Origin of the sequence: Thermococcus sp. (assembly GCF_015521605.1) — an archaeon.
Taxonomy (GTDB): domain Archaea; phylum Methanobacteriota_B; class Thermococci; order Thermococcales; family Thermococcaceae; genus Thermococcus.
The window spans coordinates 1-13,353 of record NZ_WANV01000035.1; the positions used below are offsets into that span (position 1 = coordinate 1).

A 13,353-nucleotide genomic window follows, 5' to 3' on the forward strand; every position below is an offset into this window, starting at 1 on the left:
CCCTAGTCATTGGCTTTCTGGCATTCTGGTTAGTGCCCTACGACATAATCCTTGAGCTCAACGGCATCAGGGGTGAAGGCCTCCTGGGCGCTGGCACCTTTGTCCTCTTGGCATGGAAGCTGAGGAAAATGAAAGCCGGTGAACCCAAGGTTTGAAACCCGTTCATTTTTAAGGGAGTGCTTCTAAAACCTGATGGGGGGATTAATATGCACGAGTGGGCACTCGCCGATGGAATAGTTAGGACAGCCCTGGATTACGCGGAGAAGGAAGGGGCAACAAAGCTCCTCGCAATAAGAGTCGTCCTCGGAGAGCTTCAGGACGTCAACGCCGAAATAGTCGAGTTCGCAATGAAGGAGCTCCTAAAGGGGACGATAGGTGAAGGGGCAGAAATAGAGTTCGTCGAGGAGGAAGCCCTTTTTAAGTGCCGCGACTGCGGCCACGAGTGGAAGCTGGAGGAGGTCAAGGGGAACTTTGACGAGCGCATAAAGGAGGACATACACTTTATCCCGGAGGTCGTTCACGCGTTTTTAGCGTGCCCGAAGTGCGGCAGCAGGGACTTCGAGGTCGTTCAGGGCAGGGGAGTTTACATAAGCGGCATAAAGATTGAGAAGGAGGGGGAGGCATGATCGTTGACCCGCGCGTCAAGGGCATCGAGGGAAGGCTTGAGAAGGTGAAGCGCATAATCCCCGTCGTCAGCGGGAAGGGCGGTGTAGGAAAGTCCCTTGTCTCCACCACGCTGGCCCTCGTCCTGGCGGAGAAGGGTTACAAGGTTGGACTGCTTGACCTCGACTTTCACGGCGCGAGCGACCACGTGATTCTGGGCTTTGAGCCGAAGGAGTTCCCCGAGGAGGAGTACGGCGTAATCCCGCCGACAGTTCACGGGATAAAGTTCATGAGCATCGTCTACTACTCCGAGGACAAGCCGACGCCCATGAGGGGCATGGAGATAAGCGACGCCCTCATAGAGCTCCTCGCCATAACCCGGTGGGACGAGCTGGATTACCTGATCATAGACATGCCACCCGGACTCGGCGACCAGTTCCTCGACGTGCTGAGGTTCCTCAAGAGGGGCGAGTTTCTGGTCGTTGTAACGCCGTCAAAGCTCTCCATGAACGTCGTTGAGAAACTTCTGACCCTGCTCAAGGAGAGGGGGCACAGAATCCTCGGAATCGTCGAGAACCTCAAGCTGGACGAGGCGAGGGACATAGAGGAGCTGGCGAAGAGGTTCGACGTGCCCTACTTAACCGGTATACCGCTGTACAGAGACCTGGAGGACAAGATAGGAAAGCCGGAGGAGCTGTTGAGGACGGATTTTGCGGAGAAGATAAGGGAAGCCGCAGAGAAGATTTAGCGAAGGGTTTTTCTTTTCCCCATCCTAACTCGTCAAAGGTGGAACTATGGAGCTCACCGAACTCCTCAGAAAGGCCAGACGGGTCGTCATCTGCGGCGTAGGGAACGACGTTAGGGGAGACGATGCCTTCGGCGTCCTCGTTGCCGAGAGGCTGAAGGAACTGGTGGACAGCCCGAACGTCCTCGTCCTGAACTGCGGCGAAGTTCCGGAGAGCTACACCGGAAAGATAGTGGAGTTCAAACCCGAGCTGGTGATCTTCGTGGATGCCGTTGACTTCGGGGGGGAGCACGGAGAGGTTATAGTCGCCGACCCGGAGGGGACGCTGGGGGAAGCCGTCTCGACCCACAGCCTGCCGCTCAAGGTTCTGGTGGGATACCTGAAAACGCGCCTCAACGCGGAGTTCGTCCTCATCGGCTGTCAGCCGGCGGTTATGGGACTCTTCCAGGAGCCGAGTGATGTTATAGTAGAAAGGGCAGAGACCCTTGCAAGGGCTATAGCCGGTGTCCTCGATGGGGCTGAGGATTAGGGAGGCCACCCTTTGGGACTGCCAGAGGATAGTGGGCATATACCTCTCCAACTCACCATGGAAAGACTCGCCTTACGAGACGTACCTCCAAGTCGGCCCTTGGGGGCTGGAAGAGACCTGTGCGATCCACCTGAACAACCTCAAGCTCTCTGGAGGGATAGCGCTCGTTGCAGAACTGGACGGGAAGGTGGCGGGTGAGGCCGAAGTTTTTATGAGCGAGGAGGTCTGGGACGGAGAGCTCGTAAAGACCGCCCACCTCAGCGTCATTGAGGTCGCCAGGTGGTACCAGGGGAAGGGCATAGGAAGGGCCTTAGTGGAGCACGTGATAGAGCTGGCCAGTGACGAAGACTGCGACCTGATTACCGTCACCCCGGAGAAGAAGGCCGTTGGGTTCTACAGAAAGCTCGGATTCGACAGGACTGTGTATCACGGGGTTATTGCCGACATATCAACGGACGCCGGAAAGAATGCCCCAACTCCTGCCAGTTTTATCCCCACCTGGGACGACCTGAGAGGAGTGCCCCTCAGCCTGGGGCAGTTCCAGAGTTCCTACAACCACTGGTTCACGGAGTTCGTTGACAGGGTCGCGGACGTGGACGGGAGAGTTCACTTCGAGAGCGGAAGCATTGAAGGCGGTTTTTACGTTCTTGAGGGCAGCTTTTTTGACAGAAGGACTGCAACGGCTTATTTCTGGGGGGAGAACGGTCTGGAGGGCCTAAAGAGGCTTGCGGCCCTTGCGAGACGCAGAGGCTTCAAAACCCTCAGAACAAGCCTCAGCAGAAAGCTGGTAAGCGGCAGGCTGGAGTTCGGCATAACACCCTTGGACGAGGTTCGCATACTGGCAAAGTCACTTTGAGTTCGCCATGAGCTTTCTGAGGTCGCTTCTGCTATTAACGTTAAAAAAACTCCCCCTCCAGTGGGAGGGCAGTCCCTCCACCTCCAGGTAGCATACGTCGGCGGAACGTATTGCCCCGTTCAGCGAGTAGTCTCCGCTGTGTATCCTCTCCTCAAGGATACCGCGAAACACCCTTGAGTACGCCGCGTGGAGTGGCTCAAGATATCCGTTGCTCCAGCGGGGGACGCAGGCGGTTTTTCCCTGACGAGCGAACTCCCGGATTATGTGGTCAACGAGCTCGGGCACTATAAGGGGCATATCACCGGCGGCAACGAACGCGTCTCCAAGGCCCAATGCGGTGTACACTCCCCCTGCAGGCCCCACGGAGAGCTCGTCAACCACCACCTCGCAGCCGAGACCCCTGAGTCTCCCAACGTTATCTGGAGAGGCCACCACAATGACCTCATCTATGAGCGAAGCGGATTCAAGCCTTTCAAGGGCATGCTGGATAAGCGGCCTCCCATCTACCCTGAAAAGCAATTTATCGTTTCCGAAACGCCGGCTTCTGCCCCCAGCCAGAAGGATGCCTAGCATGGTACATGGTTGGATTTCGGACTTTTAGGGTTGACGGTTGAAAACCTATGGTTCTGGAAAGGCCTAAAAAAGCCCCGGTTGAATTATCCATGGGTGAAACGAAATGTGTCTGGCGGTTCCCGGAAGGGTCATCGAGATAAAAGGAAAAGTTGCAGTCGTGGATTTTGGAGGGGTCAGAAGGGAGGTTCGCCTGGACCTGCTCCCGAACGTCGAGGTGGGCGACTACGTTATAGTCCATACAGGCTTCGCGATAGAGAAGCTCGACGAAAAGAGGGCCCTGGAGATACTTGAGGCATGGGCAGAGGTTGAAAAGGCCCTGGAGGGATGATGGTGACCGACGTTTTGAACGCCTTTAAGGACAGAGAGCTGGCCCAGAAGGTCGTGAGGGAGATACACAGGGAAGCACAGGGTCTCGACGAGCTCCGCTTCATGCACGTCTGCGGAACCCACGAGGACACGGTAACCCGCTCTGGAATACGCTCGCTTTTACCCGAGAACATCAAAATAGTCAGCGGTCCGGGCTGTCCGGTCTGCATAACCCCCGTTGAGGACATTGTCAAGATGCGCGAGATCATGAAGGAGGCCTACGAAGAGGGGGACAGGATAATCCTGACCACCTTTGGGGACATGTATAAAATCCCCACCCCCCTCGGAAGCTTTGCGGACCTCAAGAGCGAGGGCTACGATGTCAGGGTGGTCTATTCTATATTCGATACCTACCGGATTGCCAGGGAGAACCCTGACAGGACGGTCGTGCACTTCTCACCGGGCTTTGAGACGACCACCGCCCCCGCGGCCGGAATGCTCAATGCCGTCGTGGAGGAGGGGCTCGAAAACTTCAAGATATACTCCGTCCACCGCCTGACTCCCCCGGCCGTTGAGGTGCTTGTAAAACAGGGAACGCGCTTCCACGGCCTCATCGACCCCGGGCACGTCTCCACGATAATCGGCGTGAGGGGCTGGGAGTACATAACGACCGACTACGGCATACCGCAGGTCATAGCGGGCTTTGAACCAGTGGACATGCTGATGGCCATTCTGCTCCTCATAAGGATGGTTAAGAACGGGGAGGTTAAGATAATAAACGAGTACACGAGGGTTGTCAAATATGAGGGCAACGTAACGGCTCAGAAGTTCATAGAGAAGTTTTTCGAGGTCACCGATGCCAAATGGCGCGCCCTTGGAACCATACCGAAGAGCGGGCTTGAGCTGAAGAAGGAATGGAAGGAGCTGGAGATACGGACGTACTACAATCCAGAGGTTCCAAAGCTGCCCGACCTCGAAAAGGGATGCATCTGCGGTGCGATCCTGCGCGGCCTGGCGTTGCCCCCGCAGTGCCCGCACTTCGGCAAGACGTGCACGCCGAGGAGTCCAATAGGGCCGTGTATGGTCTCCTATGAAGGAACCTGCAGCATTTTCTACAAATACGGAGCTTTGTTCTGACACCAAAGGTTGAAAACTCCTCCCCGGTTTTTAACTTTTGGTTTTAGAAACCTATAAAGGCTCAGATTACCAAGAAAGAACCGGTGAGAGGAATGAAAGCTTACCGGCTTCACGTTCAGGGCATCGTTCAGGCGGTTGGATTCAGGCCCTTCGTCTACAGGATAGCCCATGAGAACAATCTGCGGGGCTACGTTAAGAACCTTGGAGACGCGGGAGTTGAAATCCTCGTTGAGGGCAGGGAAGAGGACATAGACTCATTTCTGAGAGACCTGAGGGAGAAGCTCCCTCCCCTGGCAAGGATAGAAAGGATAAAGAAAAAGGAAGTCCAGCCCCAGGGCTTTGACCGCTTTTACATCGAGAAGAGCTCCCAGGGCGGGGAAGGCGGGGACTCGATAATCCCCCCGGACATAGCCATCTGTGACGACTGTCTCAGGGAGCTTTTCGACCCGACAGACAAGCGGTACATGTACCCCTTCATAGTCTGCACCAACTGCGGGCCGAGGTTCACGATCATCGAAGGCCTCCCCTACGACAGAATCAACACCACGATGAGAGAGTTCCCGATGTGCGACTACTGCGAGAGCGAGTACAAAGATCCCCTCAACAGGCGCTATCATGCCGAACCCGTCTGCTGTCCGGTTTGCGGACCGAGCTACCGCCTCTACACGAACGACGGGGAGGAAATCATCGGAGACCCGCTGAAGAGGGCGGCGGAGCTCATAGACAAGGGATATATCGTCGCCATCAAGGGGATAGGCGGAATACACCTCGCGTGTGATGCCACCAACGAGGAAGCCGTTGCGGAGCTGAGGAGGAGAACCCACAGGCCGCAGAAGCCCTTCGCAATAATGGCGAAGGACGTCGAGACGGTGGAGGAGTTCGCCTTCCTCTCCCCGGGGGAGCTTGAAGAGCTGACTTCCTACAGGAGACCGATAATAACCCTCCGGAAGAAGGAACCGTTCCCCCTTCCGGAGAACCTCGCGCCGGGACTTCACACAATAGGCGTCATGCTGCCCTACGCGGGAACGCATTACATACTCTTCCACTGGAGCAGGAGCAGGGTTTACGTCATGACCTCTGCGAACTACCCGGGAATGCCCATGGTCAAGGACAACGATAGGGCATTCGAAGAACTGAAGGACGTGGCGGACTACTTCCTCCTCCACAACAGGAAGATACTCAACCGCGCAGATGACAGCGTTGTGCGCTTCGTGGATGGAAAGAGGGCGGTGATCAGGAGGAGCAGGGGCTTCGTACCTCTGCCGATAGAGATACCCTTTGAATACCGCGGCCTGGCCGTCGGAGCCGAGCTCCTCAACGCATTCTGTATAGCAAAGAACGGGCGCGTTTACCCCAGCCAGTACATCGGAAACACCTCAAAGGTTGAAGTCCTTGAGTTCATGGAAAACGCCATAGAGCACTTTAAGAGGCTCCTCCGCGTGGACGAACTCGACCTCATAATAGCCGACCTTCACCCGAGCTACAACACGACAAAGCTGGCCATGGAGATGGCCAACCAGCTCAACATAGAGTTCCTCCAGGTGCAGCACCACTACGCCCACATAGCGAGCGTTATGGCCGAGAACAACCTCGACGAGATAATAGGCATAGCCGTTGACGGTGTCGGATACGGTGCGGACGGCCACACCTGGGGAGGCGAGGTGATATACCTGAGCTACGAGGACGTCGAGAGATTGGCGCACATAGACTACTACCCCCTGCCAGGCGGCGATCTGGCCAGCTACTACCCGCTGAGGGCGCTGATGGGAATACTGAGCAAGGTCTACAGCATAGAGGAGCTTGAGGGGATAATAGAGAGGTGCTGTCCGAAGGCCATAGAGAGCCTCCGCTACGGAAAGGTGGAGTTCAACGTAGTCCTGACCCAGCTGGCAAAGGAGGTCAACACCAGCTACGCATCCTCGACGGGCAGGGTACTCGACGCCTTCTCGGTTCTCCTCAACGTGGCCTACAGAAGGCACTACGAGGGCGAGCCGGCCATGAAGCTGGAGAGCTTCGCGATGCGCGGGAAGAACGACCTCAAGTTCGACGTACCGGTCGAGGGCGAACTGATAAAGGTAGAGGAGCTCTTTGCCCAGGCGCTTGACGTCATTGAGACCGCAAACCCCGCGGACATAGCGTACTCGGTTCACCTGGCCCTTGGAAGGGCATTCGCCGAAACGGCCCTTGAAAGGGCGCGGGAGTTCGGTGTGAAGAACGTTGGAATAAGCGGCGGCGTTGCCTTCAACGAGCTGATAGTCAAGACCGTCAGAAAGATAGTCGAGGCGGCGGGACTGAACTTCCACACGACTTACGAGGTTCCGCGCGGCGACAACGGGATAAACGTCGGTCAGGCCTTCCTCGGCGGCCTGTACCTTGAGGGATACCTCACGAAGGAGGATCTGATGCTGTGAGGAAAGGTTAAATTCAATTTGTTCACACGATAACCGGAGGGAGAAAGATGAAGATAAAGCTCGAACACGGAGCCGGTGGAGAAATAATGGAGGAACTCCTCAGGGACGTCATACTGAAGAGCCTGAGCCTGAAATCCGCTGGGGGAATAGGGCTCGACCAGCTCGATGACGGTGCGACGATACCCCTGGGAGACAGACACCTCGTCTTCACAATAGACGGCCACACGGTCAAGCCGCTCTTCTTCCCGGGCGGCGACATTGGACGTCTTTCAGTTAGCGGCACGGTGAACGACCTGGCGGTTATGGGGGCAAGGCCACTGGCCCTGGCGAACTCCATGATAATCGGGGAAGGCTTTGACGGTGAAGACCTGAAGAGAATCCTGAACTCGATGGACGAGACCGCCAAAGAGGTGCCGGTTCCCATAGTCACCGGCGACACCAAGGTCGTCGAGGACGAGATAGGAATCTTCGTCATAACGGCGGGAATCGGAATCGCAGAGAGGCCGATAAGCGACGCCGGGGCAAAGGTGGGCGACGTCGTCCTCGTCAGCGGAACGGTCGGAGACCACGGGATAGCGCTGATGAGCCACCGCGAGGGCATAGCCTTTGAGACCGAGCTTAAGAGTGACGTTGCCCCGATATGGGAGGTCGTCGAGGCTGTGGCTAAAGCGATAGGCTGGGAGAACATACACGCCATGAAGGATCCGACGAGGGGCGGGCTGAGCAACGCCCTCAACGAGATGGCGAAGAAGGCCAGCGTGGGAATACTCATACGGGAAACCGACGTGCCGGTTAGACCGGAGGTCAGAGCCGCCAGCGACATGCTGGGCATAAACCCCTTCGACGTCGCCAACGAGGGCAAGGTCGTTATGGTCGTCCCAAGGGAGCATGCAGAGGATGCACTGGAGGCTATGAGGGGCACTGAAAAGGGCAAGAATGCGGCCATCATTGGGGAGGTCATAGACCGCTACCGGGGCAAAGTCCTGGTAGAGACGGGCATAGGCGGAAAGCGCTTCCTTGAACCCCCCGCGGGAGACCCTGTTCCAAGGGTCTGCTGATTTTCCCAATTTTGTCCTTAACCTTGGGTTGGGGAAATCTATAAATCGTCTTCTCCCGAGTTTTTACCCGGTGAGAGTATGATAATCGCAAAACCCTGCGTAACGATGAAGGGCATCGTCATAAGCGGCTATTCATGGGAGCGCCAGGTGAAGGTCGATCTGACCAGAACCGCCCAGTGTCTCAGGGATAGGGGATACACTGTAAAGAAGCTCCTCCCGGGGATGATGCTGATCCTTGAGATGGAGGGCTACGAAGTCAGCGTCTATCCGAGCGGCAAGATAATAATCAAGCTGCTGGAGGACTCAAAGACGGGCGAATCAATCGCCCGTGTGATATACGACTGTGCTGGAGTTCTGGAGGTGGTTTCATGAGGATTCCGGAGGATGTTAGGAAGGACATTCCGCTGACCGAGGAGGTAATATACTTCGACAACACGGCCACTTCGCTCACGCCGAAGCCGGTTATAGAGGCCATGGACGAGTACTACCTGAAGTACCGCGCCAACGTCCACCGCGGAATACACCGCCTTTCTCAGATGGCGACCCACAAGTACGAGGAGAGCAGGAAGGTCGTGGCGGAGTTCCTCAATGCCAAGTTCGAGGAGATAGTCTTCACCAAGAACACGAGCGAGAGCCTCAACCTTGTCGCCCTTGGACTTGAGCACATATTCAAGCCCGGCGACAGGATAGTAACCACCCCCTACGAGCACCACTCCGACCTGCTCCCCTGGCAGAGACTAGCTAAAAAGCTCGGTCTCAAGCTTGAGTACATAAACGGTGACGACGAGGGCAACCTGGATTTAAGCGACGCCGAGAAAAAGATTAAAGGCGCGAAGCTGGTAGCCGTTCAGCACGTGTCCAACGCCCTTGGAGTTATTCACGAGGTCGAAGAACTAGGAAAGCTCGCGAAGGAGGAGGGGGCTATATTTGTCGTTGACGCCGCCCAGAGCGCCGGCCACATGGAGGTCGATGTAAGGAAGATGCACGCCGACTTCCTCGGACTTTCCGGTCACAAGGGACCGATGGGACCGACGGGGATAGGCGTTCTCTACATCAACGAGGAGTTCTTCGAGACCTTCGAGCCTCCCCTGATAGGAGGGGGGACGATAGAGGACGTTGGGCTGGAGGGTTACAAGCTGACCGAGCCGCCGGAAAGGTTCGAGGCGGGGACGCCCAACATAGGCGGTGCGATAGGCCTCGCCGCTGGAATAAGGTACATCCAGAAAATAGGGATAGACAAAATCGAGAGGCAGGAGCACAAGCTTGTAAAGAGGATAACGGAGGGGCTCGACGAGCTTGAAGTGCCGTGGTACGGCCCGAGGAACCTGAAGAAGCACGCCGGTGTAGTGAGCTTCAACGTCCCCGGCCTTCACCCGCACGACGTCGCTGCCGTACTCGACAACCACAACATCATGGTCCGCTCCGGCCACCACTGTGCTTTACCCGTCATGAAGAGGCTTGGAATAAACGGCACGGTTAGAGCGTCGTTCCACGTCTACAACAGCCTTGAAGAGGTCGAGACCTTCCTCGGCGTCATGGAGGAGCTCGTGAAGAGCCTGAGGTGATTTACTTCTTTTCTTTTGAACGACTGCCGTTCCAGAAAAGGTAATCAGAGGGGCAGCGAACCCCATTCAACGTTTATCGTCTCCGGGGTGCGGTAGATGAAGGCCGCCTGTCCCTTGTGGACGTGCTTCCTCATGGGGCCCGGCGGGACACCGTTCGTCTCATAGATCACGCTCTGAGTGTCCGGGTCGTGGTAGAGGAGCAAACTAGGACCGGCAAGGTTCATTATTGACTCCACCGCATACTGCGTCGCGAGAACGGTCACTCTAGCCCTAAGGGGTCTCGTTATGAGGGGGATTGCCGCACCGCCGGCTGTGGTGTACGCCAAAACGGCCGCATCGTTGACGCCTACCATCGTGTTTCTCCTGTGCCTGACCACCGCACTCACTACGAGAAAAGCTATGCCCGCCAGGGTTATGCTGTACGTCTCCCCCAGCTCCACCAGGATGTTCCTTCCGAACTCGGGGGGTTTCCCGGAATAGAACGCCTCGTCCAGGGGCGTGTAGCTTTCCTGAATGACCTCCGCGTATTTTCCGTCCGACTTCACCGCCTCCAGAACGCTCTTCACCTTCCCGGCGAGGAAATCCGCATAGAGCCTCTCGGTCAGGGTTCTGTCGAGTCCGTAAACCGTCTGGACTATCGTCGCGGCCGTGTAGCCGTCGAGAAGACCTTCTCTCGCCAGCACCAAGGGGTCGAGACCCGTCCCCTGACCGTCCCTCACCCGGATGAGGGTGTCGAACCCCTCCTCTGGAAAGCCGCCCTCGGTGTCAAAGATGACGACCCCGTAATCGATCTCCCGGTACCTGTCCGCGAGGTACTTCAGCGCCTTTCCCGGCCACTCGTCCATGCCGAATATCTTGAGGGTCCTTCCGTGGTAGACAGGGTCGTAGAACGTATCCTCCCCCTCCCTCTCAAAGAGTCTAACCGCTATACGGCTGTACTTCATGGGATTCACCGGTAGAGAATAGGGAGCGCTCATATAAACGGCTTCTGGTTTAAATGGCTAAACGACCCTAACGAGCCTCTCCATCCAAGGGCTAACGCGAACCCGTATGTACCCCCTGAGCTTTTCATCGACCTCCCTGTCCCCCGTGTAAACCCTGAGCGGGCCGTTTTCAAGCTTGGAAGGAGTGGCGACGACCGTTATGTTCTCCCTGGGAATCCTCCTCAGCACCTCCGCCGAGAACTGCTGGTTGCCCCTCCCAAAAAGGAACCCAAGGCCGCCTATAACCGTGACGATTACCCGGGGATTCCTATCGGCAAAACGTAGCAGGTCTTTCTCGGTGGCATCTTTGACAACGAGTCTGGCCTCACCATCCTTTACCTCAACAACGTCAACCCCGAGGAGGGTTCCCTCTATGCCCAGCTTCTCCTTTATCCTCTTAACCGTCGAGCCGGAGCCGAGGAAGTAAACGCCGTCGTTTTCAAGGATTTCCTCAGCCAGAGCCTCTGCAATGGCCTCAAGCTCGTCTTCCTCGCTGAGGGGAACCCTCTCCTTGCTTCCCTGGACCAGGGTCTCAACGACCGGAACTATGGCCTTTCCGTAGGTTTTTGCCCTGACCTCGTCGTGCCTGTATGCATCTTCATCTATGTCCCTCACCTCCCGCTCCTCCAGCCTGGCGCGCCCCTGAAGGAAGTCCACAAGAACCCTGGCCGCGTCCTCCGGAGAATACGCAAAAACCCCCGAGTACATCTTAACGCCCGTTGGGATGCCTAGAATTGGAACCCGCTCATCGACAGCCTCGATTACATCCCTTGCAGTCCCATCGCCACCGGCGAAGAGGAGGAGCTTTACCCTTCCGGCCATTCTCCCCGCGAGCTCCTTGGTGTCCTCGGAACTCGTGTCTGGAATCATCACTCCCTCCACTTCCCGGTAGCCGATTTCCCTGTGTCGCATCACTTCGAACTCAAAGTCAAACTCTCCCAGGACATCCTCTCCCAGCGGGCCCGGACCTGTGATGAACCTTATTCCACTGGCCTCACCGTAGTGGGAAAGCTCCGAGAGAAATAGTCTCACAAGATCCTGGGCGATGGGCTTGGCTCCCCTCCTCACGGCCTCCTCGACGACTCCATCCGTGCCTTTGAGTGCAACCTTGCCGCCCATTCCGGCTATGGGGTTGATTATAAGGCCTATCATTATCTCACCTCATGTATCTCCTCGCGAACACCGTCAGGAACACCGCCCACATGAACATTCCAAAGAGGGCCTCGATAGACGCTATTACCCTGCCCACACCTATCGGGTGGTAGTCGCCGTAGCCGAGGGTGGTCGCGGTGACGACGCTGAAGTACTCGTAGTCGAGGAAACTCATGCTTCCAGACAGCCCCTCAACACTTTTGGTCAGGAAGAAGAGCAGGGGAAAGAAGACGTTGACGGCGGCGAGCCATATCAGTATGGGCCTCTTCCAGTCGGTGCCGTACTTGCAGGTCAGGTCCGCGAAAAGCCACTCAAAGAGCGCCTCCATCTTGAGGAAGAGCTTTTTAATGCCCCTTCTCCTTCCGGCCAGACGGGACTGTCTTTTCTCCACCATCTCCAGGTAGTAGTACCTGTCAGCCCTCTCAAAGTCCCCGTTCCTCTCCCAGCTTATTCTGGCGAGGCGGTAGAGCACCTCCGCCGCGCGGTGGCTGTTGAACCTGCAGTCCTCAATCTCGACGAATCCCTCGACGTTGAGTTCAACCGGAATGTTGGGCAGAACCGTTGAGTTCCATGAGAAATCGCCGTTGAAGGACACTCTGCGGAATATCATGTTCCCCATGACCCTCATGTGTACGAACTCCGGATTCTTAAGCCAGCTGGCAAGTATCTCCGCGTGCCCAAAGACGTCCAGGTTCTCAAGAACAATGTTGCCGTGGAACCGTCTTATGCTCAACCTCACCTGCCTCTTGAACCTGGCCGCCCTGTCAAACTGAAGGTCCCGCATAACAAGGGAGGTGGCCTTGACGCTCCTCTCGGAGGAGGCCGAGGGCTTTATTCCGTGTTCCTCAAGGATGCGCCTCATGAGGGGATAGCGGACGTTAATCCCGACCCTCCTTACGTTCTCCAGACCGCTCAGCTCTATTCTGCCCACGGCCCTCTTCTCACCGTATTCCTCTTCTCCCCGTTCATCCCCACCGACGTACTCGGTGGAGTTTATCATGAGGTAGCGGACGCTCGAATTTCTGACGTAGATGGAGTTGGAGAACCTCACCCTCAGCAGGTTCAGGCCAAAGACGTGGGAGCCGTGTATGAGGAACGTTCTCAGCTCACTCCCAAAGACCACGAGTCTTCCCACGCTGGAGTTGTAGAAGGTTATCCCGGGAACGTTCACCGAGTCAAATAGTATCGTCTTCACGCGGGAGTTCTTAAAGACTATTGGCTTTTCGGCGTGAAAATCGCTGATTTTAACATCGTACAGGTAAACCCCCTCAAAATAGGTCTGCCCTGCCTTGAGCCTTCTGAGGAGGGCTTTCTCCTTGACATCCTTTATTCCCTCCCCCAGGAGTCTCTCCCCCTCATCGTACGGAATATGGAGCGGGCAGTACTTTGAACCCTCGATCGGCTTCAGCCTGCATTTCTGCCCGTTCTCATAGGT

Annotated in this window: 14 protein-coding genes; 10 read left to right on the top strand and 4 right to left on the bottom strand. The window is 56.4% G+C overall.

The annotated features are described in order from the left end of the window. The first annotated feature begins 206 nt into the window (after positions 1–206). Genes hypA through F7C11_RS08390 form a run of 4 tightly spaced genes read left to right on the top strand, consistent with a single transcriptional unit; the run spans position 207 to position 2,733 of the window. Positions 207–626: a hydrogenase nickel incorporation protein HypA gene (hypA, locus tag F7C11_RS08375; protein ID WP_297092749.1), complete on the top strand. Its 420-nt coding sequence runs from the start codon at positions 207–209 to the stop codon at positions 624–626. Beyond that, positions 626–1,351 carry an ATP-binding protein gene (locus F7C11_RS08380; protein ID WP_394354847.1) on the top strand — a complete coding sequence of 242 codons (726 nt, stop codon included), beginning with the start codon at positions 626–628 and terminating at the stop codon, positions 1,349–1,351. The genes hypA and F7C11_RS08380 overlap by 1 nt, the downstream gene beginning before the upstream one ends. A 46-nt stretch (positions 1,352–1,397) precedes the next feature. Continuing rightward, positions 1,398–1,877, top strand: a complete 480-nt coding sequence (locus F7C11_RS08385; RefSeq protein WP_297092751.1) for a hydrogenase 3 maturation endopeptidase HyCI — start codon at positions 1,398–1,400, stop codon at positions 1,875–1,877. Next, entirely contained in the window at positions 1,861–2,733 is an 873-nt protein-coding gene (locus F7C11_RS08390) for a GNAT family N-acetyltransferase (RefSeq protein ID WP_297092752.1), read from the top strand. Before F7C11_RS08385 ends, F7C11_RS08390 begins: the two co-directional genes overlap by 17 nt. Here F7C11_RS08390 and mobA read toward each other — a convergent pair. Then, the gene (mobA, locus tag F7C11_RS08395) at positions 2,725–3,306 is read right to left on the bottom strand and encodes a molybdenum cofactor guanylyltransferase MobA (protein WP_297092753.1); all 582 of its coding nucleotides are present in this window, start codon (positions 3,304–3,306) and stop codon (positions 2,725–2,727) included. The genes F7C11_RS08390 and mobA overlap by 9 nt on opposite strands. A 103-nt stretch (positions 3,307–3,409) precedes the next feature. Here mobA and F7C11_RS08400 point away from each other — a divergent pair, with 103 nt between their 5' ends. The 6 genes from F7C11_RS08400 (at position 3,410) to F7C11_RS08425 (ending at position 9,783) form a co-directional block, all read left to right on the top strand. Further along, a complete protein-coding gene (locus tag F7C11_RS08400; protein WP_297092754.1) occupies positions 3,410–3,634 on the top strand; it encodes a HypC/HybG/HupF family hydrogenase formation chaperone in 225 nt (74 codons plus the stop codon). Then, entirely contained in the window at positions 3,631–4,749 is a 1,119-nt protein-coding gene (hypD, locus tag F7C11_RS08405; protein WP_297092755.1) for a hydrogenase formation protein HypD, read from the top strand. The genes F7C11_RS08400 and hypD overlap by 4 nt, the downstream gene beginning before the upstream one ends. Positions 4,750–4,841: 92 nt before the next feature. Beyond that, complete coding sequence (gene hypF, locus F7C11_RS08410) at positions 4,842–7,160, top strand: carbamoyltransferase HypF (RefSeq protein ID WP_297092774.1); 2,319 nt, start codon at positions 4,842–4,844, stop codon at positions 7,158–7,160. A 47-nt stretch (positions 7,161–7,207) separates the two neighbouring features. Next, positions 7,208–8,218 (top strand): hydrogenase expression/formation protein HypE, encoded by a 1,011-nt coding sequence (hypE, locus tag F7C11_RS08415; protein ID WP_297092756.1) that lies wholly within the window; start codon positions 7,208–7,210, stop codon positions 8,216–8,218. 78 nt (positions 8,219–8,296) lie between these two features. After that, complete coding sequence (locus tag F7C11_RS08420; RefSeq protein WP_297092757.1) at positions 8,297–8,590, top strand: hypothetical protein; 294 nt, start codon at positions 8,297–8,299, stop codon at positions 8,588–8,590. Then, positions 8,587–9,783 (top strand): cysteine desulfurase, encoded by a 1,197-nt coding sequence (locus F7C11_RS08425; RefSeq protein ID WP_297092758.1) that lies wholly within the window; start codon positions 8,587–8,589, stop codon positions 9,781–9,783. Before F7C11_RS08420 ends, F7C11_RS08425 begins: the two co-directional genes overlap by 4 nt. A gap of 44 nt (positions 9,784–9,827) precedes the next feature. Here F7C11_RS08425 and F7C11_RS08430 read toward each other — a convergent pair whose 3' ends face one another. Genes F7C11_RS08430 through F7C11_RS08440 form a run of 3 tightly spaced genes read right to left on the bottom strand, consistent with a single transcriptional unit; the run spans position 9,828 to position 13,113 of the window. Then, positions 9,828–10,727 carry a hypothetical protein gene (locus tag F7C11_RS08430; protein ID WP_297092775.1) on the bottom strand — a complete coding sequence of 300 codons (900 nt, stop codon included), beginning with the start codon at positions 10,725–10,727 and terminating at the stop codon, positions 9,828–9,830. 57 nt (positions 10,728–10,784) lie between these two features. Then, complete coding sequence (locus tag F7C11_RS08435) at positions 10,785–11,918, bottom strand: ATP-NAD kinase family protein (RefSeq protein ID WP_297092759.1); 1,134 nt, start codon at positions 11,916–11,918, stop codon at positions 10,785–10,787. Positions 11,919–11,922: 4 nt separating this feature from the next. Continuing rightward, the gene (locus F7C11_RS08440) at positions 11,923–13,113 is read right to left on the bottom strand and encodes a potassium channel family protein (RefSeq protein ID WP_394354848.1); all 1,191 of its coding nucleotides are present in this window, start codon (positions 13,111–13,113) and stop codon (positions 11,923–11,925) included. Positions 13,114–13,353 lie beyond the last annotated feature (240 nt).